This is a genomic window from Stutzerimonas sp., from assembly GCF_982611455.1.
The window spans coordinates 1-23,772 of record NZ_CEXBBO010000041.1; the positions used below are offsets into that span (position 1 = coordinate 1).

Below are 23,772 nucleotides of genomic sequence, written 5' to 3' on the forward strand. Positions count from 1 at the left end.
TTTTCAGTCGGCAGAACAGCCTCTACTGGGTCAGTTTTCGGTCAGCGGCAACACAGCGTGCAACTCTGGCACTTTGAACTCCAGTAGCAGTGCATATTCATGCCTTTCTCAACGCTGGAGAATCGCCAGGTCAGTGCCTCTCCCGCCGGGCAGGTGTATTCGTTTTTCGTCGGGTCATACACGAAGGCATCTTTGTTGAATCGGCCATCAGCCTTGGCGCTTGAAGTCATTGGCTTAGGCACGTAGGCCGTGATGTTTGCGTCGTGACAGGCAAGGATTTCTTCACCCTTGAAGTAGCCTCGGTCAGCCACCACGGACAGCGTTTCTGCGCCGATGGCTTCACGAGCCTGCTTCGCCATTGAACTGAGTTGGTCACGGTCGGAACCGCTGTTGGTGACCTCGTGAGCAACGATCAAATGGTGCTGCGTATCGACAGCCGTCTGCACGTTGTAGCCGACTATACCGCTGCCGCGCGTCATCATCGAACGGGCATCCGGGTCAGTCAGCGAAACCTGTTTGTCAGGGGAATTGTTGAGCTGAGTTTCGATCCCCTGAAGCTCTTCCATCTGCGCTTTGAGCTTGGCGATTTTATCTTCCAGGCTGGCAGTGTCTGGCGCAGAGGCGCTAGGAATCTGTCGATCAGCCGCATCGAGCGCAGCCAAATAACGGCTGATGCTCGCCTCGATTTCTTCCATGCGCCGCTTCAGTTTGGCGCTGGTGAAATTACGGTCACGGTTGTTCATTGCCTTGAATTTGCTGCCGTCGATGGCAACTAAGTTTTCGCCAAACAACCCCAACTGCTGGCAGAGCAAAACGAACTGGCGGCAGACGCCGCGAATGGCCTTGCTGTTGTCTTTTCGGAAGTTGGCGATGGTCTTGAAATCGGGCATCAAACGCCCGGTTAGCCACATGAGTTCGACGTTGCGCTGGGCTTCTCGCTCCAGACGTCGGCTCGATTGAATTCGGTTTAGGTAACCGTAGATGTAGATCTTCAGCAGGATCGCCGGGTGGTAGGCAGGTCTGCCGGTTTCGGCTGGAATGACGCCATCAAAACCTAGATTGGCCAAATCGAGTTCATCGACGAAAACGTCAACCACCCGAACCGGATTGGTATCGCTGACGTAGTCGTCGAGGCTTTCGGGAAGTAAGGTGCTTTGACCTCGGTGTTCACCTTGGATAAACCGTTTCATGGGTTTCCCTTGCGATGAACTTCTCGGAAATCATAGCAAGGGTTTGTTCCGGCGTTTTTACACACTCTGGGCCTGAAGCAGTCATTAGATTGGGACGGCTGATCGTTAGCGGCCACTTACTTTCTTGGTATCCGTCCGGCCAACACATCTTCCTGACGCAACCGCCGAAGGCCATGGTGTCCACCTAATTTAAGTGGACTGAATCGCTTAGCAGGGCCATCTGCTTGAGATGAAAATCATTCTCCGCGGCTTGAACTCGACGTAGCTCTTTCGTCACAGAACAGCGGTTCAGCTACTAACCAGCAGCCCAATGCCGGATGGAGGGGACCATGCTTGTCCGCCAATAGAGATAATTCCTCTCTGCGTCGTGCTTCAAGCTTGCCTGCGAGCCAGATGTCAGCTGCTTCTGGGTAGTGTCGTAAAAGACGTTCTGCCTGGTGGCGGATGGGTTCAGGCAGGGATGAGTCCCTGGATAAGTCGCGCAAGAAGTCTCTTGTCTGCACCACGCTTCGGGTGCGCTCATGAACCATGGTCACGGCAACTCTCCTAAATTGTCCGTGGGGGGACGGCTTTCTGACAAGGAGTCCCACGGCCCAGAGGAACAGTGAGATCAGGGGGCCGAACTGCCTCCGTCATTGAAAAAATCATCGCGAGTAACGCACCCGAAACTGCTTAAGTCTTCTTCAGCGTCACTGAACATGGTGTTCACCATTCGCTCACGCTTCAGGCCGGAAAGTGTCCTGAAAAAGCAGAGTTCGCACAGATGGACTTCATAACGTTCGCCATCATGAGCAGAGCCGAATCCCCAACTGGCGCGAAGAGTTCCGAATTGCAATCCATAGCCTTCAACACGCGTGCTGTCGCCACAAACGTCGCAAAGGATATCACTGACAGATTCGGCCTGTTCCATAGCTGTGACCTTCATCGAAAGCCTCCCTCTGGGGGAAATATAAACCTTTGTTTGTCTGGCCCATAATACTCCTTATGAGAGTCGTGAATCGCTCCTAATTCCATAGGCTGAGGCGGTCCGGGGCTACGATCCATGAGTGAATGCAGGTCGAGTGGGGCTGTTTGAGTTGAGGCTGCGTGAGAGTGAGGCACCGTGCTCGTCCTGGGTATGGCGTTCGTCAGAAACACCACCGCAATTGGCCTTGCGACTGTTGCTAGGCTGGAAAGCGCGAAATGTAAGACTTACAGTCATCCTACCTGTCAGAAAATATCTGTATTTCTGCTGGTATTTGGAATCTCTTATGTCCGTCGCAGAAGCAATTTCGAATCGAATCAAGCGCATGCAAAAGGGTAGGCCCTTTGTCGGCGCAGTGTTCGCGCAGGCGGGTTCCCGTGCATCGGTAGACAAGGCACTGTCTCGGATGGTGCTCAGCGGCTCCCTGGAACGCGTTGCTCGCGGTGTCTATATGCGCCCCAAGCAAAGCGAATACACGGGTAAGAATGTCCGCCCCAGCCCGATTGCCGTCATGGAAGTAGTCACAAAGGCAAGGGGAGAGACTATCCAGATTCACGGCGCAGAGGCTGTTCGCAGGCTAGGCCTCAGCACGCAAATGCAGATGCTTCCTACCTATTACACCAGTGGCCCTACTCGCGAAATAAAGGTTGGTAATGCGGTTGTACGCCTCCGGCACACCTCCAGTAATCGCTTGCAGCATGCCGGCACGAAGGTGGGGATGGTGCTCATCGCTCTGCATTACATCGGAAAAGAGGGGATATCCATTCAGGTGATTTCCAAGATCACCAGTGTGCTCAGCAGTGAAGAACTGAACAAGCTCAGGGCCTGCAAAATGCCGGAATGGATGCGGTCGGCACTTATCCTTCCCGCTAAAGAAACAGAATGCCTGAGTCCTACTTCGACATACCCGCAACTGAACAAGGCGAACTGTCGCTACGCGGTCAGCAGGTAGCGAATTGGTGAAAACCAGCTGACGTCTGCTTCCTAAAGTTGCCGGTCGCGATACGTAAGTTGCCTGGAAACGCTGCAAGCCCAGTGAAATCGCGCGTAGCTTAGCGCAGGTGCAGTTAGCTGAAAGTATTGTCGTAGAGAGGTTTAAGCGTAATTTAGCGAAATCTATATAAGCAGGGCACTGTACAGACAGCGTACTGTTTTTTGTACGATAAAACGGCCAGGTTTTCTCTTCCAGCAGGCAGAGTCTCCCTGATGCTGTTGCTGTGTTGAGGGGTAGACGTTGACGCGACTGTTTCGATAACCCTGATCGAGTTGTACGGCCCGCAGGGCGACAACCGTCACCAGCTCAACATCATGCTGGGCAAGACCGCCGAGCAATGTTTGCAGCAGCTGGAGTTAAGAGCGTTGTCGCGCTGCCTCGCTGGATATTCCCGAAACCTATTAAGAACTCTTCAGTCTCGTGGGGTAAGCAGGACGCCGCGCAAGGTTCCGAGAGCCATGTCGCACAACAGATCCTGACGTGCCTGAGGACTTAATTGCGGTGCCTCGACCCAGGCGGGCAGTTGGTTGAGCAGGGTGACGATGCCACTTAGCGCCGCGCGGCCGCTGGCGCCAACCGACTTCCCACTGCACCGCTCCACGCTTTCGATCAACAGTTGTTCGTAACGCGCGCGAAGCTCGCGTATCCGCGTCTGCTGCTCGCTGGCCAGGCAGTGGCTCTCGTACTCGGCAAGGCGAAAATGCGCACCCATCTTGGCGTGCAGCCGCAGGTGCGCCTCGATCAGCGCCTGCAGGCGCGCGGATGCCGTGACGGCCTGGCGGCTCGCCTGGTGGGCGCTTAGCAGCAGCTCCTCGTAGAGCTCCTCGATGAACTCGAACAGCAGCGCTTCCTTGCTTTCGATGTGGTTGTAAAGCGAGCCCGCGGCGATGCCCATGTGGGCTGCCAGGTCGCGCATGCCGACCCGGCTGAAGCCGCGTTCGGCGAACAGTTCCAGCGCCGCGCGCTGGGCATCCTGATAGCGTACCCCGATCTTGCTTCGCGGCGTCGGACGCGCCACCGGGCTAGACACGGAACTGCCCCAGGGCGCGGCTCAGTTGGCCGGCCATTTCGCCGAGTTGCAGGCTGGCCTGGTGTGAACGGCCGGCGGCCAGGGCATTGTCCTGGGCCAGGGCCGCGGCCTGGGTGACGTTCTGGTTGATGTCTTCGACCACGTGCGCTTGCTCCAGGGTGGCGCTGGCGATGGAGGTGTTGAGTTCGCTGAGGTTGCGCAGCGCCTCGGTGATCAGTTGCAGGCTCTCGCCGGCCTGGCGTGCCTGCTCCACGGTGAGACGTGAGGCCTCGCTGCTGGCGGTGATAACCTCTACCGCGGCGGCGGAGTTGCCTTGCAGGCGTTCGATCATGCCCTGGATCTCGGCGGTGGACTGCTGGGTGCGCTGCGCCAGTAGGCGCACCTCATCGGCCACCACGGCGAAGCCGCGGCCCTGCTCGCCGGCCCGCGCCGCCTCGATGGCGGCGTTGAGTGCCAGCAGGTTGGTCTGTTCGGCGATGGCGCGGATTACCTCAAGCACGCTGCCGATTTGGGTGCTTTCGCTGGCCAGTGACTGGATCACGCCAACGGCGTGCTCGATGGTGCTGGACAGTCGGTCGATCTGCTGCAGGCTGCCGTCAATGCTGGTCTGGCTCTGGCGCGCCTGCTGTTCGGCTCGGCGCACCTCGTCGGCAGCGTGTTCGGCGTTCTTTGCCACCTCCTGCACGGCGTATGACACCTCGTTGATGGCGGTGGCCACCAGCTCCATCTGCTGCGACTGCTGCTGACTGTGACGCTGGCTGTCGCCGGCGATCTGCCCCAGGGCGGTGGAGGCCTGATCTAGGTTGTCGGCGGTTTGCAGAGACTGGCCGACCAGGCCGCGCAGCTTGTTGGTGAAGGCGTTGAAGTGGCGGCTCAGCGCGGTCAGCTCGTCGCGCCAGTGACTGTCCAGGTTACGGGTCAGGTCGGCCTCGCCGCTGGCGATGTTTTCCATGGCGCCGACCACTCGGTCCAGTGGCGAGGCGATGCTGCGGGCGATCAGCAAAATCAGCGCGGCCAGCAGCAGGACGATACCGAGCAGGAGGAGCAGGGCGTGCAGCGCCTGGCTGCGAAACTCGGCCTCGACGTCGTCGACGTAAATGCCCGAGCCGATGATCCAGCCCCAGGGCTCGAACAGCTCGACATAGGAGACCTTTTCCAGCGGCTGCTCCGAGCCCGGCCGTGGCCAGCGGTAGTGCATCAGCCCGGCGCCGTCGCGCTTGGCCAGTTCGACCATCTCATCGAATATCTGTTTGCCGTCGGCATCGCGGGTACCGGACATACGCTTGCCCTCCAGGGACGCGTTGGGGTGCATGACCAGGCGGGTGTCGAGATCCTCCAGCCAGAAATAGTCCTCGCCGTTGTAGCGCAGCCGGCGCATCACCGCACTGGCCTGCAGTTGAGCTTGTTCGCGGGGCAGCCCGGCCTGCTCCAGATCATGGAAGTGACGTAGGATGCCGCCGGCGGACTCCACCACATGGCGGGTCTTCAGTGCTTTGGCGGCGTAGAGGTCATCACGGTGCTGCTTGAGTAGCAGGCCGGCGAGCACCAGCAGCATCAGCACTGAGGTCAGCAGAATCAGCCACAGGCGCTGGCTGATGGGAATGTTACGCAGGCCAAGCATGGGGGAACTCCTCCAGCAGGAAAGGAGGGCGAACGCGTGGCGCCCGCCGGTGCGTCAGAGCGGGTAATGCGCCAGTTCGCGGGCGATCAGCAGGCGCTGGACCTCGCTCGTGCCTTCGTAGATCTGGGTGATGCGTGCATCGCGGTAGTAGCGCTCCACCGGATAATCCTCCAGGTAGCCGTAGCCCCCATGGATCTGCATCGCGCTGGAGCACACGCGCTCGGCCATTTCAGAGGCGTACAGCTTGGCTTGCGAGGCTTCCGACAGGCATGGTTGCCCGGCGCTTTTCAGGCGCGCAGCATGCAGCACAAGCAGTCGGGTGGCATTGAGCCGGGTGTGCATATCGGCGAGCAAGTTGGATACGCTTTGGTGCTCGATGATCGGCTTGCCGAACTGGACGCGCTCGCGGGCATACCCCAGCGCGGCCTCGAAAGCGGCGCGAGCGATGCCCAAGGCCTGGGCGGCGATACCGATACGACCACCTTCCAAGTTGGATAGGGCAATGGCCAGGCCCTTGCCGCGCTCGCCCAGCAGATTGGCCTCGGGGATCGTGCAGTTGTTCAGGGTTACTGCGCAGGTATCAGAGGCCTTGATACCCATCTTGTGTTCGCTGCGGTCGACCACGAATCCGGGATTTTCGGTCGGAACCAGGAAGGCCGACAGCCCCTTCTTACCCAGCTCTGGATCGGTCACGGCAAAGACAATGGCCAGCTTGGCGCGCTTGCCGTTACTGACGAACTGCTTGGCGCCGTTGAGTACCCACTGGCCATCGCGTAGTTCGGCGCGAGTGCGCAAATTGTGTGCTTCGGTGCCCGCCTGTGGCTCGGTCAAGCAGAAACAGCCAATGGCTTGGCCGCTGGCCAGAAGCGGCAGCCAGCTGTCTTGCTGAGAGGGGCTGCCATATTTCAGCAGAGGGCCGCAGCCCACTGAGTTGTGGATGCTCATCAATGCGCCGAGTGCGCCGTCGCCGGCCGAGATTTCTTCCACGGCCAGGGCGTAGGCCACATAGTCGGTGTAACTGCCGCCCCAAGTGTCCGGCACAACCATCCCCAGCAGGCCCAGTTCACCCATCTGCGCCACCACGGCGTCATCGATCCAGCCGGCCTTTTCCCAGGCTTGGGCATGCGTGCCTACTTCGCTGCGGGCAAAGTCGCGTGCCATGTCACGTATCATGCGTTGTTCTTCGGTCAATTCGATATCATGCATTGCGAGTCTCCTGCTGTTCAGGCGGTGCGAAGGGGTTTGCCAGAGGCGGTACGAAAGCCGCTAAAGAAGGCCTGCACCCGAGCAGGTACCAGTTCCGCCAGGGTTGGCGGGCTCCAGCGTGGAGTCTTATCCTTGTCGATGATCAGGGCGCGGACGCCTTCCATCAGGTCGCCCTTGTCGAACCACTGGTAGTCCAGGTGCAACTCCAAGGCAAAACAGTCAGCCAGGCTCAGGTATCGACCGCGCCGCAACAGCTCCAGTGTCGCGGCCATTGCCAGCGGTGAGCGGCTGTCGAGCAGCTCGACCGTCTGTTCAGCCCAGTCGCGCAGCTCGGGACGCTGCTCGCGCTGCAGCGCGTTGCGAATCGCCGGTACATCAGGCAAGGCGAAGTACTCATCGATCACCTGTCGATAAGCCTTAAGTTCAGATCCCGCAATACGCTCGGTGGCCAGGTCAGTGAGCAGGTCTTGCAAGTCTTCGTTGGGCGCACCGCTCCAGTTGAAGTGATCGAGGGCGGCATCCAGTTCGACCAGCCGCTCGCTGGGCAGGCAGTAGTCGGCCAGGTTGGCATAAAGCGCATCGGCGGCACGTACCTGGCAGCCCGTGACACCCAGATAGACACCCAGCTCACCCGGAAGGCGCGGCAGGAAATAGCTGGCGCCGACATCGGGGAAAAAGCCGATGCCGACTTCCGGCATGCCCATCCGCGTGCGCTCGGTGATCACCCGCAGTGAAGCAGCCTGTGCCAGCCCCATGCCGCCGCCCAGGACGAACCCATCCAGCAACGCCAGCACCGGTTTGGAATAGCCATGCAGGTACTCGTCAAGGGCGTACTCTTCCTCGAGAAACAGCTCGTGCAGGTTGTCGCCGGCCTTGTGACTGTCGTACAGCATTCGGATGTCGCCACCAGCACAGAAGGCTTTTTCCCCGGCGCCACGAATGGTCACAGCGACGATCTCCGGGTCCTGTTCCCAGGCCCACAGGTACCGGCACAACAGTGTCACCATAGGCCGGTTCAAGGTGTTCAACGCGCTTGGTCGATTCAGCGTCAGATGGCCGATGCGGTTGCGCACACTGGCCAGCACCGGGGCTTGCTGCTCGCTCATGCTTATGCTTCCCCCTGGAACAGTTTGATGATGGCGGAGAAGTCCAGGCTGCCGTTACCTTGCAGGCTGAAGGTCTGGTACAGCTGCTGAGCAGCAGCGCCGAGGACCACAGGCTGACGCGCATGTTTCGCTGCTTCGGTGGCGAGGCCGAGGTCCTTGAGCATTAGGTCGGTACCAAAGCCGCCACTGTAACCACGCGAGGCCGGAGCATTTTCCAGCACGCCTGGGAACGGATTGTTGATCTCCGAACTCCAGCAGCGACCGCTGGAGGTGTTGATGATGCCGGCCAGAACCTTGGCGTCCATCCCCAGGGTCACCCCCAGGGCCATGGCTTCGGCGACGCCGACCATGGAAATGCCGAGCAGCATGTTGTTAGCAATCTTGGCCACCTGACCGTTGCCGGCGCTGCCGCAGTGCACCACGTTCTTGCCCATGGCCGAGAGGATCGGCAGGGCCTGGTCGAACACGCTGGCCGAGCCGCCGACCATAAAGGTCAGGGTGCCGGCCGCGGCACCACCGGTGCCACCGGAAACCGGCGCATCGAGCATAGGGTTGCCCTTGGCGGTGGCCAGGGTCGCCACCTCACGGGCGCTGAGCGGGTCGATGGTGGAGCTGTCGATCAGCAGCACGCCCTGGCCGCAATGTGCCAGCAAGCCGTCCTGGCCCAGGTAGACCTGTTTCACATGGGCGGCGGTGGGCAGCATGGTGACGATGGCCTCGACCCCTGCCTTGGCTACCGCTGCGGGCGAGTCGGCGGCGCTGGCGCCGGCCTCCACCAGGGCGGCGACTGCCTGCGGGAAGGGATCGAAAACGGTGAGGCTGTGGCCAGCTTTGAGCAGGTTGCGGGCCATTGGGCCGCCCATGTTGCCGAGGCCGAAAAATCCAATATGCATGATGGCTACCTTTTGCGAGTGGGGATCAGCGGTGCAGGAAATTTGGCACGCGCTTGTCGACGAAGGCTTGCATGCCTTCCTTTTGGTCGTGGCTGGAAAACAGCGAATGGAACAGCCTGCGCTCGAAACGTACGCCTTCGCTGAGGCTGATCTCTTCGGCGCGGTTGACGCATTCCTTGATCATCATGGCCGCCGGCAGCGACTTGCCAGCAATGCCATGGGCAACTTCCAGGGTCCGTTCCAGCAACTCTGCGACGGGGAAAATACGGGCCACTATGTTGGCGCGCTCAGCTTCCTCGGCGCCGAGCTGGCGGCCGGTCAGGCACATCTCCATGGCCTTTGACTTGCCAACGGCGCGGCTCAGCCGCTGGGTGCCACCGATCCCGGGGATCACTCCCAGGTTCAGCTCCGGTAGGCCGAAGCGGGCGTTATCGGCGGCGTAGATGAAGTCGCACATCAGCGCCAACTCGCAGCCGCCACCCAAGGCATAGCCGGCTACTGCGGCAATAATTGGCTTGCGCCGAGAGCCGATGCGGTCGGCGGCGGCGAAGAAGTCGTCCAGGTAGATCTGCGGATAACCCAGCGCGGCCATCTCTTTGATATCAGCGCCGGCAGCAAACGCCTTGGTCGATCCGGTGATGACCATGCAGCCGATTTCGGGGTCGGCCTCCAGGCGGTGCAGAACTAGGTTCAGCTCGGCGATCAACTGACTATTCAGCGCGTTAAGCGCCTGCGGCCGGTTGAGAGTAATCAGGCCGACGCGCTGTTGCACATCAACCAGTAATGTCTGGTATTCCATCGTTCAGCTCCTGGCCGGCCGACGCTGGGCGCCGGCCGGCAGAGATCATTTCAGGGTGATTGTGGTGTTCACCGAGCCGCTGGTGTCATCCTCGTCGAACCAGCGCTGGGTGACCGTCTTAGTCTGGGTGTAGAAGGTCACCACCTGCTTGCCGTAGGGGCCAAGGTCACCGAGTTTGGAGGCGCGCGAACCGGAGAAGGAGAACAGCGGCACCGGTACGGGGATCGGCACGTTAATGCCTACCTGGCCGACGTCAATTTCTTCTTGGAAGTGACGGGCAGCAGCACCGGAGCGGGTGAACAGGGCGGTACCGTTGCCATTCGGGTTGGCGTTGATGATCTCGATCGCCTCGTTCAGGCTGGCGGCGTGCATGACGCACAGCACCGGGCCGAAGATTTCTTCGTGATACACCGACATTTGCGCAGTGACGCTGGAGAAGATGGTCGGGCCGATGAAGTTGCCGTCCTGGTAGCCAGGCACGCTCGGGTTACGTCCATCCAGTTCGAGCTTGGCGCCTTCTTCGACGCCGCTGGCAATCAGGCTGTGGACTCGGTCCAGGGCCGCGCAGGAAATCACCGGACCGATGTCGGTGCCAGGCTCGGTGCCGCCATTGATCTTGAGGGTCTTGGTCCGCTCGATCAGGTCCGGCAACCAGGCCTGTGCTTCACCTACCAGAATCACCACCGGCAAGGCCATGCAGCGTTGACCGGCGGCGCCGAAGGAGGCTCCCAGCAGGTTGTTCAACGTCTGCTGCTTGTTGGCATCGGGCAGGACGATGGCGTGGTTCTTCGCGCCCATCATGCACTGTGCGCGCTTGCCGTTCTTGGTGGCGCGGTTGTAGACATGGGTGCCGACTTTGGTCGAGCCGACGAAGGACACAGCTTTGATGTCCGGGTGGTCGCAGATCAAGTTCACCGCGTCGACGCCGCCGTGGATGACGTTGAGCACGCCCTTGGGTACACCGGCCTCTAGGGCCAGTTCGACCAGGCGCATGGTCACCAGCGGGTCTTGCTCGGACGGCTTGAGGATGAAGGTATTTCCGGTGGCGATGGCCATCGGGAACATCCACAGCGGGATCATTGCCGGGAAATTGAACGGGGTGATGCCGGCGCACACGCCTAGCGGCTGCATCAAGGTGTAGGTGTCGACGCCGCTGGCGACGTTGTTGGCCAACTCGCCCATCTGCAGGTTGCCGATGGAGGTGGCGTGCTCGACCACCTCCAGGCCGCGGAACACATCCCCTTCGGCATCCGGCAGGGTTTTGCCCTGTTCGGCGGTGAGCAGGGCAGCCAGTTCCTTGATGTTCTCGCGGATCAGTTGCTGGTATTTGAAGAAGATCCGAGCGCGGGCACCGATCGGAGTCTTGCGCCAGATCTTGAAGGCTTCCTTGGCGCTGGCCACGGCGGCGTCCATTTCCTCGGCGGTGGCGAAGGGTACGCGGGCAAGAACGTCCTGAGTGGCTGGGTTAACCACGTCACGCCATTGAGTGGTGCGCGACTCAACGAATTCGCCATTAATGAGGAGCTTGACGGTTGGAATGCTGGATGAGGTCATTTTCGGGTCCTACCTACTTTCTTTGGGTCGAGTGAAGCCCCTCGGCCTGGTTGGCCGAGCGGTCGCGTTTGAATTCAGAAGGGCCGGCGTACCGGCCCGGGTTCAGCCCTTGAGCTGCGGGAAGTCTTCTTCGAAGTACTCTTGCGCGCCGTGTGCATCGCTTTGGCGGCGTTGCACTTCCATTTGCCGCAGTTCTACCCGACGGATCTTCCCGGAGATGGTCTTGGGTAGTTCGCTGACGAATTCGATACGTCGCACCCGCTTGTAGGGAGCTAGATGCTCGCGGGCGAAGGCGAGGATGTTCTCGGCCAGTTCGGCGCTGCCGGGTTCGTCATGGGCCAGGATGAGGAAAGCCTTGGGTACCGCCAGGCGCACCGGGTCCGGGCTCGGCACCACGGCGACTTCCATCACCGCTGGGTGCTCGATCAACGCACTCTCCAGCTCGAAGGGACTGATGCGGTAATCGGAGGCCTTGAATACATCGTCGGCGCGGCCAACGAAGGTGATGTAGCCATCGCTGTCGATCATTGCGGTGTCGCCGGTGCGGTAGTAGCCGTCGCGCATCACCTCTGCGGTCTTCTCCGGGCTGTCCTCGTAGCACAGCATCAAGCCGAGGGGACGCACGTCCAGCGGCAGGGCCACCTCACCCTCGTTGGCGGGGGTGCCGTCGGGGTCGAGCATGGTCACCCGGTAGCCTGGCAACGGGCGGCCCATGGAACCGGGCTTGAGCGGCTGGCCGGGGGTATTGCCGACCAACGCGGTGGTTTCCGACTGGCCGAAGCCGTCGCGCAGCAGCAGGCCCCAGGCGTGCTGGATCTGCTCGATGATCTCCGGGTTGAGTGGCTCACCGGCGCCCACCAGTTCACGTAGGCTCAGGCGCTCCTTGTAACTGGCCAGATCCTCCTGGATCAGCATGCGCCACACGGTGGGCGGGGCGCACAGGCTGGTGACGCCGTAGCGCTCCAGTGTGTCGAGCAGGGCCGAAGCGCTGAAGCGCGCGACATTGTGGATGAAGATGCAGGCGCCGGCGTTCCACGGTGCGAAGAGGCAGCTCCAGGCGTGCTTGGCCCAACCTGGTGACGAGATGTTCAGGTGCAGGTCACCTGGCTGCAGGCCGATCCAGAACATGGTCGACAGGTGGCCGACCGGGTAGCTCTGGTGGCTGTGCAGCACCATCTTCGGTTTGGATGTGGTCCCGGAGGTGAAGTACAGCAGCATCGGGTCGCTGGCTAACGTGCGGCCTTCGACGTCGAACTGCTCGGAGTATTCGCTGGCGGCGCTGTGCGGGGTCCAGCCAGCGGGGGCCGGGCCGACGCAGATGCGACTGCAGCCGTCACCCAGTCCGACGAACTTGTCGACATGGGCGCTACCGACCACCAAGTGACGAACCTGGCCGCGCGCGATGCGGTCGTCCAGATCATCGGGGGTCAGCAGGGCGGTGGCGGGGATAACCACGGCACCAAGCTTGAAGGCGGCCAGCATGGTTTCCCACAGGGCCACGTCGTTGCCGAGCATCAGCAGGATGCGCTCGCCGCGGCGTACGCCCAGGGCACGCAGGTGGTTGGCCACCTGATTGGAGCGGGTGGCCAGCTGCTGGAAGCTGTAGCGCTGCTCGCTGCCGTCTTCTTCGACGATCCACAGGGCGTTAGCCTGGTTGCCCTCGGCCATGGCATCGAAGTAATCCAGTGCCCAGTTGAACTCGTGCAGTTGCGGCCAGCGGAAGTCACGCACGGCAGTGGCGTAGTCGGTACGGTGGGTCAGCAGGAAGTCTCGAGCGGCGAGGAAAGGTTGGCAGTTGCTGTTCATTGGAGTCTCCATCGATCGTGGCGACGATCGGCGCGGGTACAGGTACGGGATGGTCAGGCGGCGAGAGTGGCTTCGCTGCGAGCAGCAATGCGTACGAGACGCGTGCAGGTACTTGAGAGCGGGGAGACGGCAGCAGGTATGGATGTCTTCACGATGTATGCCCTTGGTTGTTTTTGTTGGGTCTGGCCAGGTTCATTACCAGGCGTTTGAACCAAGTATATGCCTGCAAAAATCAATTAAAAATGCTCATTAAATCCGGTGCGTTGTGCAAAAAAGTCATAGGTGTGGCGCGTTAGATGAGGCCACTCGCGCCGTCAGGCGACGCGAACGGCCCCCGTCTGGCGGGAAGACTTACCAGAGCGGCAACGTGTAACTGACAATCAAACGGTTTTCATCGATATCGCTGCCAAAATTGGTCGAGCGCACCGTTGCGTTGCGCCACTTCACCCCGACATTTTTCAGCGGCCCGCTCTGCACGACATACCCGATATCGGTATCGCGCTCCCACTCCTTGGCTTCCGGGCGGTTGCCGCCCAAGTCAATATTGTCACCGGTGATGTAGCGGGTCATGAACGTCAAGCCCGGAATGCCCATGGCCGCGAAGTTGTAGTCGTAACGCGCCTGCCAGGATTTTTCATCCTTGCTGGCGAAGTCGCCGATCTGCACGAAGTTCACCAGGAAGGCATCGGTGCCATTGACGTAGGCATACCCGGTGTCGCCGCTCATGCCTTGATAACCCAGGCCGAACGCATGTCCGCCTAGGTTATAGGTGAACATCGCGCCAATCGCGTTGTTGTCGACATTGCTGCCACCATCATCGGTAGAGCGGGCGAAACGCAGGTCGGTCTTCAACGACTGACCGGTGGTGACCGGCAACATATAGGTCAGGTTGACCAGGTGCTGGCTATAGAGGGTGTCGAGGTGACCGTAGCTGTAGCCGGTGGCGAGGTTGCTGGTCCATTTGTAGTTCAGGCTGGCGAAATCGAAGCTGTCGCTATCGACATAACGTGTTGTGATGCCCTTGGCACCGGTTCGGGTGATGCCCATGTCCTCGTAGTCCGAGGAGTCGCGCTGGTTGACCTGTGTCAGTCGTCCGGCATCCACGCTCAGGCCTTCGAGTTCCAGCGAAGTCAACTGTCCGCCCTTGAACGTTTGCGGTAACAGCCGTGAATCGTTGGCCAGCACCGTCGGCAATTTGGGCAGCAACGTGCCGAGTTTCAGCGTGCTTTTGGAGGCGCGCACTTTGGCAGTCAGACCCAGTTCACCGTACTCGTCCTGAGCGCCTTTGCGCGTGTCGCGATGGCGCTGGAGCACACCGGAACCGGCGCGATCCGGGCTGGAGTCGAGCTTGAGACCCAGCAGGCCGATCGTATCGAAGCCGACCCCGATCAAACCCTCGGTGAAGCCGGATTCGTAGCGCAGCAGGAAACCCTGCGCCCATTCCTCCTGTTTCGATTGCGCCGCGTTGGCCTGACGATAGTCACGGTTGAAGTAAAAATTGCGCAGTTCCAAGCTGGCCTTGCTGTCTGCGAGGAAGTCCGCGTGGACCTGGGTGGCAAGGCTGCTGCCTGCCATGAACAAGGTGAATAGGGTAGGTTTCATTGCTTGTCTCTTGTTGTTATGAGCAGTGTTGTTATGAGCAAGCCGCTCCCGCACTGGCCGGGGCCAGTGGAGGGAGGGCTCGTTGAAGGTGCCCTGCGCGGGGCGGCGCAGGGCGGGAGTAAAAAAGCGCGACGCTAAGGGGGTGAACTCGCGCTCGGGGCATAGCGCCCGTAAAACTGCAGCGTTAGTGACTGCTGGCCATGGCTGCACCCAAGCCAGTTTGGGCGCGGACGAACTGATCGGCGTAGGCTGCGCGTTCGCGGTCGGCACGTTCGCTACGGTCCAGCTTGGACGCCACCACGATGACCAGAAAGGCCAAAGGCATGGAGAACAGTGCGGGCTGGTCGTAGGGGAATATCGCCTGGGCATGGCCCAATACGCCGACCCACACCGACGGAGAGCCGATGACCAGGGCCAGGGCGCTGATCAGGCCAGTCAGACCGCCATAGAGAGCGCCACGGGTGGTCAGGCCACCCCAGTACATGGCCATGATCAGTACTGGAAAATTCGCAGAGGCCGCTATGCCAAACGTCAGGCCGACCAGAAAGGCGATGTTCTGGCCCTCGAACAGAATGCCGAGGGCAATCGCGACGATGCCCAGACCCACAGTGGCGATGCGCGACACGCGCATTTCCTGCTTCTCGTCGGTCTTACCCTTTTTCAGTACCGAGGCATAAAGGTCGTGAGAGATGGCCGAGGCGCCGGCCAGGGCCAGGCCGGCCACGACTGCAAGGATGGTGGCGAAGGCTACGGCGGAGAGGAATCCGAGAAACAGGTTGCCGCCCACCGCCTTGGCCAGGTGCATGGCCACCATGTTGCCGCCGCCGATCATGGCGCCACCGAGCTTACCGTCAACATAGTACTGCGGATCTGTGCCGACGATGACGATGGCGGTGTAACCCAAGATGCAGACCACCAGGAAGAAAAAGCCGATGAACACCGTGGCGAATAGCACCGATTTGCGCGCCTCCTTGGCATTGGGCACGGTGAAGAAACGCATCAGAATGTGTGGCAGCCCGGCGATGCCGAAGACCAGTCCGAGGGACAGTGACACTGCGTTGATCGGGTCGGCCAGCAAAGTGCCCGGGCCCATGATCTGCACGCCGCTGGCATGTACCGCCACGGCTTGGGCAGCCAGCGTCTCGAAGCTGAAACCGAAGCGGCTCAGGGCCATCAGCATCAGGGTAGTGCCGCCGGCCAGCAGTAGGACCGCCTTGGTGATCTGCACCCATGTGGTGGCGAGCATGCCGCCGAAGGTCACGTAGACCAGCATCAGCAGGCCGACCACTACCACCGCTGTGCGATAGTCAAGGCCGAACAGCAGCTTGATCAACTGGCCAGCACCGACCATCTGCACCACTAGGTAGCAGCACACCACCGTCAACGAGCCGAGGGCTGCGAAGCTGCGCACACGAGTTTGATCCAGGCGGAAGGAGACGATGTCGGCGAAGGTGTAGCGGCCCAGGTTGCGCAGGCGCTCGGCCATCAGGAAGGTGACGATGGGCCAGCCAACGAAGAAGCCAATGATATAGATGAAGCCGTCATAGCCCTTGGCGAACACCAGGCTCGAGAGACCCAGCAAAGTGGCCGCCGACATGTAGTCACCGGCGATCGCCAGGCCATTCTGAAAACCCGTGATACCGCCGCCGGCGCTGTAGAAGTCGGCAGCGGAGCGCGTGCGGCGGGACGCCCACCAAGTGATTAGCAACGTGGCGAGAACGAAGATGAAGAACATGCCGATGGCATGCACATTGAGTGGTTGCTTCTCCGCGGTGATCGGGGCGGCGTTGGCCAGCAGGGGGCTGAGGGCGAGAAGGGCGAGTAGGCATTTCATGCGCGGGTCTCCTGGAGGATCTGCGCGCTGAGCGCGTCGAAGCGGGTGTTGGCGGTGTGCACGTACCAGGCGGTAAGCAGCCAGGACAGCAGAATAATTGTTACGCCGATCGGTATGCCGAGGCTGAGGTGACTGCCGTCGTACATCGGCAGGTGCAGCCAGGCAGGTGCGAAGGCCACTACCATGATGAAACTGTAATAGACAGCCAGGACTGCGCTGCTCAGTGACCAAGCCAGCAACGCGCGCTGGCGGGTGAGTCGCTGGAACTTGGGATTGGCCCTGACTTGGACGCAGGTCTGGGAGTGGTTCGGATGGTCAGTCGTCATGGTGAGGCTCCGCTTTTAATTGTTGTTGTGTGCCGACCTTTTGAGGGGCGTACGGGTACCCGGGCGACGTCCCGAAGCGGGGCGTTACCTGAATGTTGCTGGAGTCATTGCCGCTCTTGCGATCTTTCGGATGCGAGCGGATGGTGAAATGCCACAGGCTTGGTGCCGATAGGGTGTCTGCCGAATGAACCCTTGGCGGGCGCGACTGTGGCAGTGATTGCACTGCTGCGCAGCTGCCGTTTTTCGGCTTGTAAGCCGGCGCTCCACCCTGCACTCATGCTGTTAGCCCTGATTGAAATTGGAGCCGGAAAGGCTGCTGGCCAAACTAGGTTGAATGCGAGTATATGTTGGCTAATATCCAATATGAATTGACAGAAAAGCCTGATGAATATGCAAAAAAGCACAACGCAAGGTCCCGTGAATTGGGACGACATGCGCTTCTTCCTCGAAGTCGCCCGTGCCCGCACCGCCAGCGGTGCAGCACGCCGCCTGGGAGTGGACTACACGACGGTGTCGCGGCGCATCCGCGCCCTCGAGCAAAGCCTGGGCGCCTTGCTGTTCGAGAAGTCGCGAGCGTCGGGCTTCGTCATGACTGTCGAGGGGCAACGCCTGGTCAGCCACGCCGAAACTTTGGAAAGTACGCTGCTGGCAGCCTGCGAGCAGGTTTCCGGAACCACTAGTGGGCTCGCCGGGCACCTGCGCATTGGCTGTACCGAAGCCTTCGGCTCCTGCTTCGTCACCACGCAGATGAGCCACTTCATCATCAACTATCCGCATATCTCAGTGGACATCCTGCCTGTCCCGCACTTCGTCAACCTGTCACGGCGCGAGGCGGATATAGCCATCACCCTTGAGCGGCCTGAGCGCGGGCCGTACGTGTGCTCGCGGTTGTGCGACTACCGTCTGCGTCTGTATGCGACACCAGAGTACCTGGCCAATCACTCGCCGATTGCCAGCCGCGAGGACCTGGCCGGTCACCCGTTCGTGACCTATATCGAAGATCTGGCCTTCAGCTTCAAACTGCTCTACCTGAACGACCTGCTGCCCGGTGCGCACAGCCGCCTGCGCAGCACCAGCGTAATCGCCCAGTACCACGCTGCGCTGGAAGGGCACGCACTGGCCATTTTGCCCTGCTTCCTTGCCGGTCCCGACCCGCGGCTGTGCGAAGTGCTGCCGGATCAGGTGGAGGTCACTCGACAGTTCTGGATGTATTACAGCGAGGATCTGCGCAAGCTCAAGCGGATCACCTTGGTAGCCGACTACCTGCGCGCCTGCGCGGAGCTCAATCGCCCGCTGCTGATGGGTGAGTCGAACGAAATGCTCTATCTACCGAGTCTTTAAAGGACACGACGCCAGCGCGAATCTGGCGTGGGGGCTGTGCCCAGGCAGAAGCAGCCGGTGCCGGGCTCACCCAGCGCGAGAAGGGCCCGCTTCAAGGCCGCCGAGTCGAGGCCGGCCACGGCCTCGCGCAGCCGCTGCAACTGTTCGTGGCCCCCATGCTGCCAGAGCAGAGCCGCAGCCGCGCCAGGGGCCAGTTGCGAGGGGTCGAGCTGGGCCTGCAGCAGCTCGCGCTGGCGCGCTAGATCGAGGCGTGCCTGTAGCAGCTGCTGGGCGTCGATAAAGGCTTGCACATGCCCGAGCATCGCGTGGGCGCTGGCGTATGGCGATTGCACGGCGAACATCAGTCCGTCCAGTCCGGCCAGGCGACGATATCCGGCGAATACGCCGTAGCCTAGGCCCAGTTGCTGACGCCAGTGATGGTGGAAGCGCGCCTGCAGCCACTGGCCGAGTAGGCGCGAGGCAGCCTGTTCGGTGGCGCTGCCCTGGCCGTTCGGAGCGAACAGCAGCAGCGCCTGTTCGCCCGCCATGGGCTCGACCTCCAGCCACAGCCGCTGCTCCAGTCGCGGGCGCCGCGGCGGCCAGCGCCCGGCTTGCCCCGGCGCCGCGTTCCACCGCGAACAGACCGCGTGCCACTGCGCGTCGTCCAGGCCCAGGGCCAGGCCGTCGCGACGGCAATCGCGCAAAGTCACCGGGTCGCCAGGCGGATGTAGCTGGCGCGTCAGCTCGCCTTCAAAACGCTGCCACAGGCGACGCAGAAGCATCGTCGCGGATGCCGAGGGCGCCAGCGCCAGCGCCGGCGGCGGAACCGGAGCATCGTCCAGGGCATCCAGGCTGGCGCGCAGCAGGTCCGGCAGCAGCGGCGCGGGTCCGCTCAGGCGCAACTCACACAGCTCGCCGCCGGAACTCAGACCCAGCTCCAAGCCGGCGCGCCGGGTCGTCGTGGCGAGCGCTTGCACGGCGCCCTGCAGCAGGCCGCCGGGCGGCGAGTAGCCCGGCGCTGCCTGCCAGCGTAGAAACAGCGCTCCATAGGCATGGCCGCCGGGCAGGCGCTCGCGGCGCAGGCCTGTGGCATTGCTCGGCGCCGTCGTACCGCTCGGGCCACGCTGCTGCAGCCAGGGATTGGCCGAGAGCAGCTGCCAGTGCGGCGGGGTGGCCGCGTGCCGCGCCACTGCGCCGCACTGGCCGACCAGACGCAGCAGGTTGCCGAGCTGCAGCTGGGGCAGGATCTCGCGCAGTACGTCCTCGTCCGGCGCCGGCGTCTCGCCGACCTGCAACCAGTGGCGCAGCAGACCCAGCGGTTCCACCGTACTGGCCTGGCGCGCCAGCCATCGGCGATGTTCGGTACTCAGCGCGCCCCAGTCCTGGCGGGCGAAGAACGCCAGCCAGTCGAACAGCAGCTCGAGCACCGCGGTTTCGCCGTCCGCGGCGATGCTGCCCAGGTCGAGTTGCAGCAGTGCCTGATCCTGGTGGTGGTAGGCCAGGCTCGCCTGTACCGGACCGCCCAGGCCGCGTTCGGCCAGGCTGGCGGCCCAGCCGCCGGGGGCGTCGTGCTGCAGTTGCTGGCAGAGCCACTGCAGCGCCGGCGCGGCGCCGTCCGGCAGTTGCTGCAGGGTAAACAGCAGGCACAGACCGGGGCGCGCCATCGCCACGCGGCTGTGGCGCGGCGGCAGCAGGGCCGGCGGCGGCGGGCGCGGCGTGGGCGTAGCGGCACGCAGGCGATTGCCCTCGCGTTCGGCGAGCTCGCGCAATTGCTCCGGCGGCTGCGGGCCGAGCAGCACCAGGCGGGCCTGGCCGGCGTGGTAGAAATCCCGGTGGAAGCGGCGCAGGGCCTGCTGAAACCCCTCTTGCTGCAGCGCCAGGCTGGCGCGCTCGCCGGCGTGGCAGCGCGCCAGCGGGTGCCGCGCCGGCACGGCCTCGGCCAGGGCCCGGCTGGCGGCGCTCAGGTCGTCGCGCGACCAGGCCAGGTATTCGGCGTGCAGCACCTCGCGCTCGGCGTGCTGCTGGCGCAGATCCAGGGTCGGCGCGGCGAGCATGTCGCACAACCGCGCCAGGCCGGCGTCGACGGCGGCCGTCGGCAGCTCGAAGAAATAGTCGGTGTGGCGTTCGCGGGTGCTGGCGTTGGCCTGGCCGCCGTGCTCCATCGTCAGGGGCAGCAGGCCGTCCTGCGCAGCGAAGTGGCGGCTGCCGAGAAACACCAGGTGTTCGAGGAAATGCGCCAGTCCCGGGTACTCCGGCGGTTCGTCGTGGCTGCCGGCGCCGATGCGCAGGGCGGCGCCGCAGCGGTTCAGCCAAGGCGCGTGCAGCAGGGTCACGTGCAGGCCATTGCTCAGGCGCAGGTGCTGCACGTTTGGGCTGGGCATTCAGCGAACCCGGGCGATCAATCGTGAGGTGGCGGCGTTGCGAAAGGTCAGCTCGGCGATGGCTTGCTCGGCCTGCTCGGCCTCATCGCGGGCGGTGAGGATCACGCCGTGATGGGCCGACTTGCTGCACACCGGGTCGGCGTTGCTGGCGTCGCCGGTGAGCAGGAAGGCCTGGCAGCGACAGCCGCCGAAGTCCTTGTGCTTCTCGTCGCAGCTGCGGCAGGGCTCGGGCATCCAGGCGTCGCCGCGGAAATGGTTGAAGCCCGGCGAGTCGTGCCAGATCTGTCGCAGCGGCATCTGCCGCACGTTGGGGAACTCGATCGGTAGCTGCCGCGCGCTGTGGCACGGCAGCGCGGTGCCGTCCGGGGTGATGTCGAGGAACAGGCTGCCCCAGCCGTTCATGCAGGCCTTGGGGCGCTCCTCGTAATAATCCGGGGTGACGAAGATCAGCTTGCACGGGTGGTTCTCGACCGCGAGCCTGTCACGCCATTGATTGGTAATGCGTTCGGCGCGTTCCAGCTGCGCACGGGTCGGCAGCAGCCCAGCGCGGTTGAGCTCCGCCCAGCCATAGAACTGACAGGTGGCGAGCTCGACGAAGTCTGCCTCCAGCTCAAGGCACAGCCTGATGATGCGCTCGATATTGTCGATATTGTGCCGGTGGGTGACGAAGTTGAGCACCATCGGATAGCCGTGGGCCTTGACCGCACGGGCCATCGCCAGCTTCTGGGCGAAGGCCTTCTGCGAGCCGGCCAAGAGGTTGTTCACCTCCTCGTCGGCGGCCTGGAAACTGATCTGGATATGATCCAAGCCCGCCGCGGCGAACTCGGCGATGCGAGCCTCGGTCAGGCCGATGCCGGAGGTTATCAGGTTGGTGTAGTAGCCCAGGCCACGTGCCGCCGCGATCAGCTCGGCCAGATCCTGACGCACTAGCGGCTCACCGCCGGAAAAACCCAGTTGCACCGCGCCCAGCTCACGGGCCTGGCGAAACACCTCGATCCACTCGGTGGTCGACAGCTCGGTGCCCTGCTGGGCGAAATCCAGCGGGTTGGAGCAGTACGGGCACTGCAGCGGGCAGCGATAGGTCAGTTCGGCCAGCAGCCAGAGCGGCGGGCCGAGCGGGGTGTCAGGCGAGTTGCAGCCAGAACTTGTCACGGGCCACCTCCATAAACTGTTCAACGTCGTCGCCCAACTCCGCGACCTCGGGATAGCGCGCCTTCAGTTCGGCGACGATGGCGGCAACGCTGCGTCGACCGTCGATCAGGCTGGCGATGGCGCCGGCGCTGTCGTTGAGCTTGACCATGCCCTCCGGGTAGAGCAGTACATGGGCCTGCTGCGCCGGTTCCCATTGCAGGCGGTAGCCGGGGCGCAGGCGCGGGACCAGGCGACGGTCGAAGCCGCTCACAGGGCGATCCCCCGATGCCAGACGCGTTCGGCGGTCACCGTGTGGTACGGCGGGCGCTGCAGCTCGTAGGCCATGCTCATGGCGTCGAGCATGCTCCACAGCACGTCGAGCTTGAACTGCAGGATATTTAGCATGCGCTCTTGCGCCTCGCGGGTGCGGTAGTGCTCCAGGGTGATGCGCAGGCCATGCTCGACGTCGCGCCGCGCCTGGCTCAGACGATTGCGGAAGTAGTCGTAGCCGGCCGCGTCGATCCAGGGATAGTGCTGCGGCCAGGCGTCCAGGCGCGACTGGTGGATGGTCGGGGCGAACAGCTCGGTCAGCGAGCTGCTGGCCGCTTCCTGCCAACTGGCTCGGCGGGCGAAGTTGACGTAGGCGTCGACGGCGAAGCGCACACCGGGCAATACCAGCTCCTGCGACAGCACCTGCTCGCGCTCCAGGCCAACCGACTCGGCCAGGCGCAGCCAGGCTTCGATGCCGCCTTCCTCGCCTGGAGCCCCATCGTGGTCGAGGATGCGCTGAATCCACTCGCGGCGGGTTTCCCGGTCCGGGCAGTTGGCCATGATCGCGGCGTCCTTGAGCGGAATATTGACCTGATAGTAGAAGCGGTTGGCCACCCAGCCCTGGATCTGCTCGCGGCTGGCCCGGCCTTCGTACATGACCCGGTGGTAGGGATGGTGAATGTGGTACAGCGCGCCCTTGGCGCGCAGCGCCTGCTCAAATTCGGCAGGTGTCATGGCAGGTTGGCTCATCGACGCTCCGGATTTTTGTTGTTGGCCCGTTACAGGTGGATGCTCATGCCATCGAACGCGACCTCAATGCCGCGGGCGTCCAGTTCGGCACGCTCGGGCGAGTCCAGGTCGAGAATCGGGTTGGTGTTGTTGATATGGATCAGGATCTTGCGCGCCGCCGGCAGGCCATCGAGCACCTCGAGCATGCCGCCTGGGCCGCTCTGCGGCAGATGGCCCATCTCGCTGCCGAGCTTGTCGCCCACCTCGCACCGGCGCATCTCGTCGTCGCGCCACAGCGTGCCGTCCACCAGCAGGCAATCGGCGCGGCGCATCCAGCCCAGCAGCGGCTCGTCCACCTGACCCAGGCCGGGGGCGTAGAACAAGGTTCCCCCCGTGCGCAGGTCCTCGATAAACAGGCCGATGTTGTCGCCCGGATGCGGATTGCCGCGGTGCGGCGAATACGGCGGCGCGCTGCTGCGCAGGGCGATGGCGGTGAGGCGCAGCCCAGGACAGGCGGGGATGGTGAACGGCTTGGCATCCAGCTCGATCAGCTGGTGCTGCAGGCCGCCGTTCCAGTGGCTGAGCATGTTGAACAGCGGAAAGCCGCTGGTCAGGTCCTGATGGACCATCTCGGTACACCAGACCTGGTGCGGGCAGCCTTCGCGCAGGGTCAGCAGGCCGGTGCAGTGATCGATCTGGCTGTCGAGCAGGACGATGCCGGCGATCGCCGTGTCGCGCAGCTGGCGCGCCGGTTGTAGCGCCGGGAAGGCCTCGAGCTGGGCGCGGATGTCCGGCGAGGCATTGCACAGGACCCACTCGCCGCCGTCATCGGAAAGGGCGATGGACGACTGGGTACGCGGCTGCGCCCGCAGGGTGCCGGCGCGCACGCCGCGGCAGTTGCGGCAGTTGCAGTTCCACTGGGGAAAACCGCCGCCGGCGGCGGAACCGAGAATCCGAATATGCATCTGGGCCTCGCGCGGCAAAAATCAGGCCCCGGCAGGCCGGGGCGGGAAACG

The 23,772-nt window shown here is 62.7% G+C and carries 20 protein-coding genes and 1 pseudogene; 2 read left to right on the forward strand and 19 right to left on the reverse strand.

The features are described from left to right. Positions 1–53: 53 nt before the first annotated feature. The 3 genes and pseudogenes from AC2LD7_RS19185 to AC2LD7_RS19195 all read right to left on the reverse strand — a co-directional run. A pseudogene (locus AC2LD7_RS19185) lies at positions 54–1,190 on the reverse strand (IS1182 family transposase); the annotation flags it as partial. Between the two features lie 236 nt (positions 1,191–1,426). Further along, complete coding sequence (locus AC2LD7_RS19190; RefSeq protein ID WP_308811383.1) at positions 1,427–1,720, reverse strand: BPSL0761 family protein; 294 nt, start codon at positions 1,718–1,720, stop codon at positions 1,427–1,429. An 80-nt stretch (positions 1,721–1,800) separates the two neighbouring features. Further along, entirely contained in the window at positions 1,801–2,115 is a 315-nt protein-coding gene (locus AC2LD7_RS19195) for a hypothetical protein (protein ID WP_107320888.1), read from the reverse strand. Positions 2,116–2,440: 325 nt separating this feature from the next. Here AC2LD7_RS19195 and AC2LD7_RS19200 point away from each other — a divergent pair, with 325 nt between their 5' ends. Beyond that, positions 2,441–3,106, forward strand: coding sequence for a DUF6088 family protein (locus AC2LD7_RS19200; protein ID WP_484599285.1), 666 nt, complete (start codon positions 2,441–2,443; stop codon positions 3,104–3,106). 454 nt (positions 3,107–3,560) lie between these two features. On the opposite strand, the gene AC2LD7_RS19205 is transcribed toward AC2LD7_RS19200, so the two are convergent. From AC2LD7_RS19205 to AC2LD7_RS19255, 11 genes are all read right to left on the reverse strand, one after another. Further along, on the reverse strand, positions 3,561–4,178 hold the full coding sequence (locus AC2LD7_RS19205; RefSeq protein ID WP_107320890.1) for a TetR/AcrR family transcriptional regulator: 618 nt from the start codon (positions 4,176–4,178) through the stop codon (positions 3,561–3,563). Then, a complete protein-coding gene (locus AC2LD7_RS19210) occupies positions 4,171–5,799 on the reverse strand; it encodes a methyl-accepting chemotaxis protein (RefSeq protein WP_107320891.1) in 1,629 nt (542 codons plus the stop codon). The genes AC2LD7_RS19205 and AC2LD7_RS19210 overlap by 8 nt, the downstream gene beginning before the upstream one ends. Positions 5,800–5,853: 54 nt before the next feature. Further along, a complete protein-coding gene (locus AC2LD7_RS19215; protein WP_107320892.1) occupies positions 5,854–7,005 on the reverse strand; it encodes an acyl-CoA dehydrogenase family protein in 1,152 nt (383 codons plus the stop codon). 17 nt (positions 7,006–7,022) lie between these two features. Beyond that, positions 7,023–8,111, reverse strand: a complete 1,089-nt coding sequence (locus tag AC2LD7_RS19220) for an enoyl-CoA hydratase/isomerase family protein (RefSeq protein WP_107320893.1) — start codon at positions 8,109–8,111, stop codon at positions 7,023–7,025. Between the two features lie 2 nt (positions 8,112–8,113). Then, positions 8,114–9,004, reverse strand: a complete 891-nt coding sequence (gene mmsB, locus AC2LD7_RS19225; RefSeq protein ID WP_107320894.1) for a 3-hydroxyisobutyrate dehydrogenase — start codon at positions 9,002–9,004, stop codon at positions 8,114–8,116. A gap of 25 nt (positions 9,005–9,029) precedes the next feature. After that, a complete protein-coding gene (locus tag AC2LD7_RS19230; RefSeq protein WP_107320895.1) occupies positions 9,030–9,803 on the reverse strand; it encodes an enoyl-CoA hydratase in 774 nt (257 codons plus the stop codon). A 45-nt stretch (positions 9,804–9,848) separates the two neighbouring features. Then, entirely contained in the window at positions 9,849–11,357 is a 1,509-nt protein-coding gene (locus AC2LD7_RS19235; RefSeq protein ID WP_484599286.1) for a CoA-acylating methylmalonate-semialdehyde dehydrogenase, read from the reverse strand. A 102-nt stretch (positions 11,358–11,459) separates the two neighbouring features. Further along, a complete protein-coding gene (locus AC2LD7_RS19240) occupies positions 11,460–13,163 on the reverse strand; it encodes an AMP-binding protein (protein ID WP_484599287.1) in 1,704 nt (567 codons plus the stop codon). Between the two features lie 351 nt (positions 13,164–13,514). Beyond that, positions 13,515–14,765: an OprD family porin gene (locus tag AC2LD7_RS19245; RefSeq protein WP_484599288.1), complete on the reverse strand. Its 1,251-nt coding sequence runs from the start codon at positions 14,763–14,765 to the stop codon at positions 13,515–13,517. A 184-nt stretch (positions 14,766–14,949) separates the two neighbouring features. Then, positions 14,950–16,599, reverse strand: a complete 1,650-nt coding sequence (locus tag AC2LD7_RS19250) for a cation acetate symporter (RefSeq protein ID WP_484599289.1) — start codon at positions 16,597–16,599, stop codon at positions 14,950–14,952. After that, entirely contained in the window at positions 16,596–16,925 is a 330-nt protein-coding gene (locus AC2LD7_RS19255; protein WP_484599290.1) for a DUF485 domain-containing protein, read from the reverse strand. Before AC2LD7_RS19255 ends, AC2LD7_RS19250 begins: the two co-directional genes overlap by 4 nt. Before the next feature lie 384 nt (positions 16,926–17,309). Between AC2LD7_RS19255 and AC2LD7_RS19260 the strand changes: the two genes are divergently transcribed. Next, positions 17,310–18,266: a LysR family transcriptional regulator gene (locus tag AC2LD7_RS19260; protein ID WP_484599291.1), complete on the forward strand. Its 957-nt coding sequence runs from the start codon at positions 17,310–17,312 to the stop codon at positions 18,264–18,266. Here the strand turns inward: AC2LD7_RS19260 and pqqF are convergent. The 5 genes from pqqF to pqqB are packed head-to-tail and all read right to left on the reverse strand — an operon-like array spanning position 18,263 to position 23,721. Then, on the reverse strand, positions 18,263–20,626 hold the full coding sequence (pqqF, locus tag AC2LD7_RS19265) for a pyrroloquinoline quinone biosynthesis protein PqqF (protein ID WP_484599292.1): 2,364 nt from the start codon (positions 20,624–20,626) through the stop codon (positions 18,263–18,265). The genes AC2LD7_RS19260 and pqqF overlap by 4 nt on opposite strands. After that, positions 20,627–21,778: a pyrroloquinoline quinone biosynthesis protein PqqE gene (pqqE, locus tag AC2LD7_RS19270; RefSeq protein WP_023123335.1), complete on the reverse strand. Its 1,152-nt coding sequence runs from the start codon at positions 21,776–21,778 to the stop codon at positions 20,627–20,629. Continuing rightward, the gene (gene pqqD, locus AC2LD7_RS19275; RefSeq protein ID WP_023123334.1) at positions 21,750–22,028 is read right to left on the reverse strand and encodes a pyrroloquinoline quinone biosynthesis peptide chaperone PqqD; all 279 of its coding nucleotides are present in this window, start codon (positions 22,026–22,028) and stop codon (positions 21,750–21,752) included. Before pqqD ends, pqqE begins: the two co-directional genes overlap by 29 nt. Then, positions 22,025–22,777, reverse strand: coding sequence for a pyrroloquinoline-quinone synthase PqqC (gene pqqC / locus AC2LD7_RS19280; RefSeq protein WP_267934382.1), 753 nt, complete (start codon positions 22,775–22,777; stop codon positions 22,025–22,027). Before pqqC ends, pqqD begins: the two co-directional genes overlap by 4 nt. Before the next feature lie 29 nt (positions 22,778–22,806). Next, positions 22,807–23,721 carry a pyrroloquinoline quinone biosynthesis protein PqqB gene (pqqB, locus tag AC2LD7_RS19285; protein WP_155687753.1) on the reverse strand — a complete coding sequence of 305 codons (915 nt, stop codon included), beginning with the start codon at positions 23,719–23,721 and terminating at the stop codon, positions 22,807–22,809. Positions 23,722–23,772: the final 51 nt, after the last annotated feature.

What these genes read in the sequence shown, in the direction of transcription:
- mmsB (WP_107320894.1), bottom strand. Translation starts at nt 9,004, where the DNA reads ATGCATATTGGATTTTTCGGCCTCGGCAACATGGGCGGCCCAATGGCC.
- AC2LD7_RS19190 (WP_308811383.1), bottom strand. Translation starts at nt 1,720, where the DNA reads ATGGTTCATGAGCGCACCCGAAGCGTGGTGCAGACAAGAGACTTCTTG.
- pqqC (WP_267934382.1), bottom strand. Translation starts at nt 22,777, where the DNA reads ATGAGCCAACCTGCCATGACACCTGCCGAATTTGAGCAGGCGCTGCGC.
- AC2LD7_RS19245 (WP_484599288.1), bottom strand. Translation starts at nt 14,765, where the DNA reads ATGAAACCTACCCTATTCACCTTGTTCATGGCAGGCAGCAGCCTTGCC.
- AC2LD7_RS19260 (WP_484599291.1), top strand. Translation starts at nt 17,310, where the DNA reads ATGAATATGCAAAAAAGCACAACGCAAGGTCCCGTGAATTGGGACGAC.
- AC2LD7_RS19220 (WP_107320893.1), bottom strand. Translation starts at nt 8,111, where the DNA reads ATGAGCGAGCAGCAAGCCCCGGTGCTGGCCAGTGTGCGCAACCGCATC.
- AC2LD7_RS19240 (WP_484599287.1), bottom strand. Translation starts at nt 13,163, where the DNA reads ATGAACAGCAACTGCCAACCTTTCCTCGCCGCTCGAGACTTCCTGCTG.
- AC2LD7_RS19195 (WP_107320888.1), bottom strand. Translation starts at nt 2,115, where the DNA reads ATGAAGGTCACAGCTATGGAACAGGCCGAATCTGTCAGTGATATCCTT.
- AC2LD7_RS19210 (WP_107320891.1), bottom strand. Translation starts at nt 5,799, where the DNA reads ATGCTTGGCCTGCGTAACATTCCCATCAGCCAGCGCCTGTGGCTGATT.
- AC2LD7_RS19255 (WP_484599290.1), bottom strand. Translation starts at nt 16,925, where the DNA reads ATGACGACTGACCATCCGAACCACTCCCAGACCTGCGTCCAAGTCAGG.
- pqqB (WP_155687753.1), bottom strand. Translation starts at nt 23,721, where the DNA reads ATGCATATTCGGATTCTCGGTTCCGCCGCCGGCGGCGGTTTTCCCCAG.
- pqqF (WP_484599292.1), bottom strand. Translation starts at nt 20,626, where the DNA reads ATGCCCAGCCCAAACGTGCAGCACCTGCGCCTGAGCAATGGCCTGCAC.
- AC2LD7_RS19230 (WP_107320895.1), bottom strand. Translation starts at nt 9,803, where the DNA reads ATGGAATACCAGACATTACTGGTTGATGTGCAACAGCGCGTCGGCCTG.
- AC2LD7_RS19215 (WP_107320892.1), bottom strand. Translation starts at nt 7,005, where the DNA reads ATGCATGATATCGAATTGACCGAAGAACAACGCATGATACGTGACATG.
- AC2LD7_RS19250 (WP_484599289.1), bottom strand. Translation starts at nt 16,599, where the DNA reads ATGAAATGCCTACTCGCCCTTCTCGCCCTCAGCCCCCTGCTGGCCAAC.
- AC2LD7_RS19235 (WP_484599286.1), bottom strand. Translation starts at nt 11,357, where the DNA reads ATGACCTCATCCAGCATTCCAACCGTCAAGCTCCTCATTAATGGCGAA.
- AC2LD7_RS19200 (WP_484599285.1), top strand. Translation starts at nt 2,441, where the DNA reads ATGTCCGTCGCAGAAGCAATTTCGAATCGAATCAAGCGCATGCAAAAG.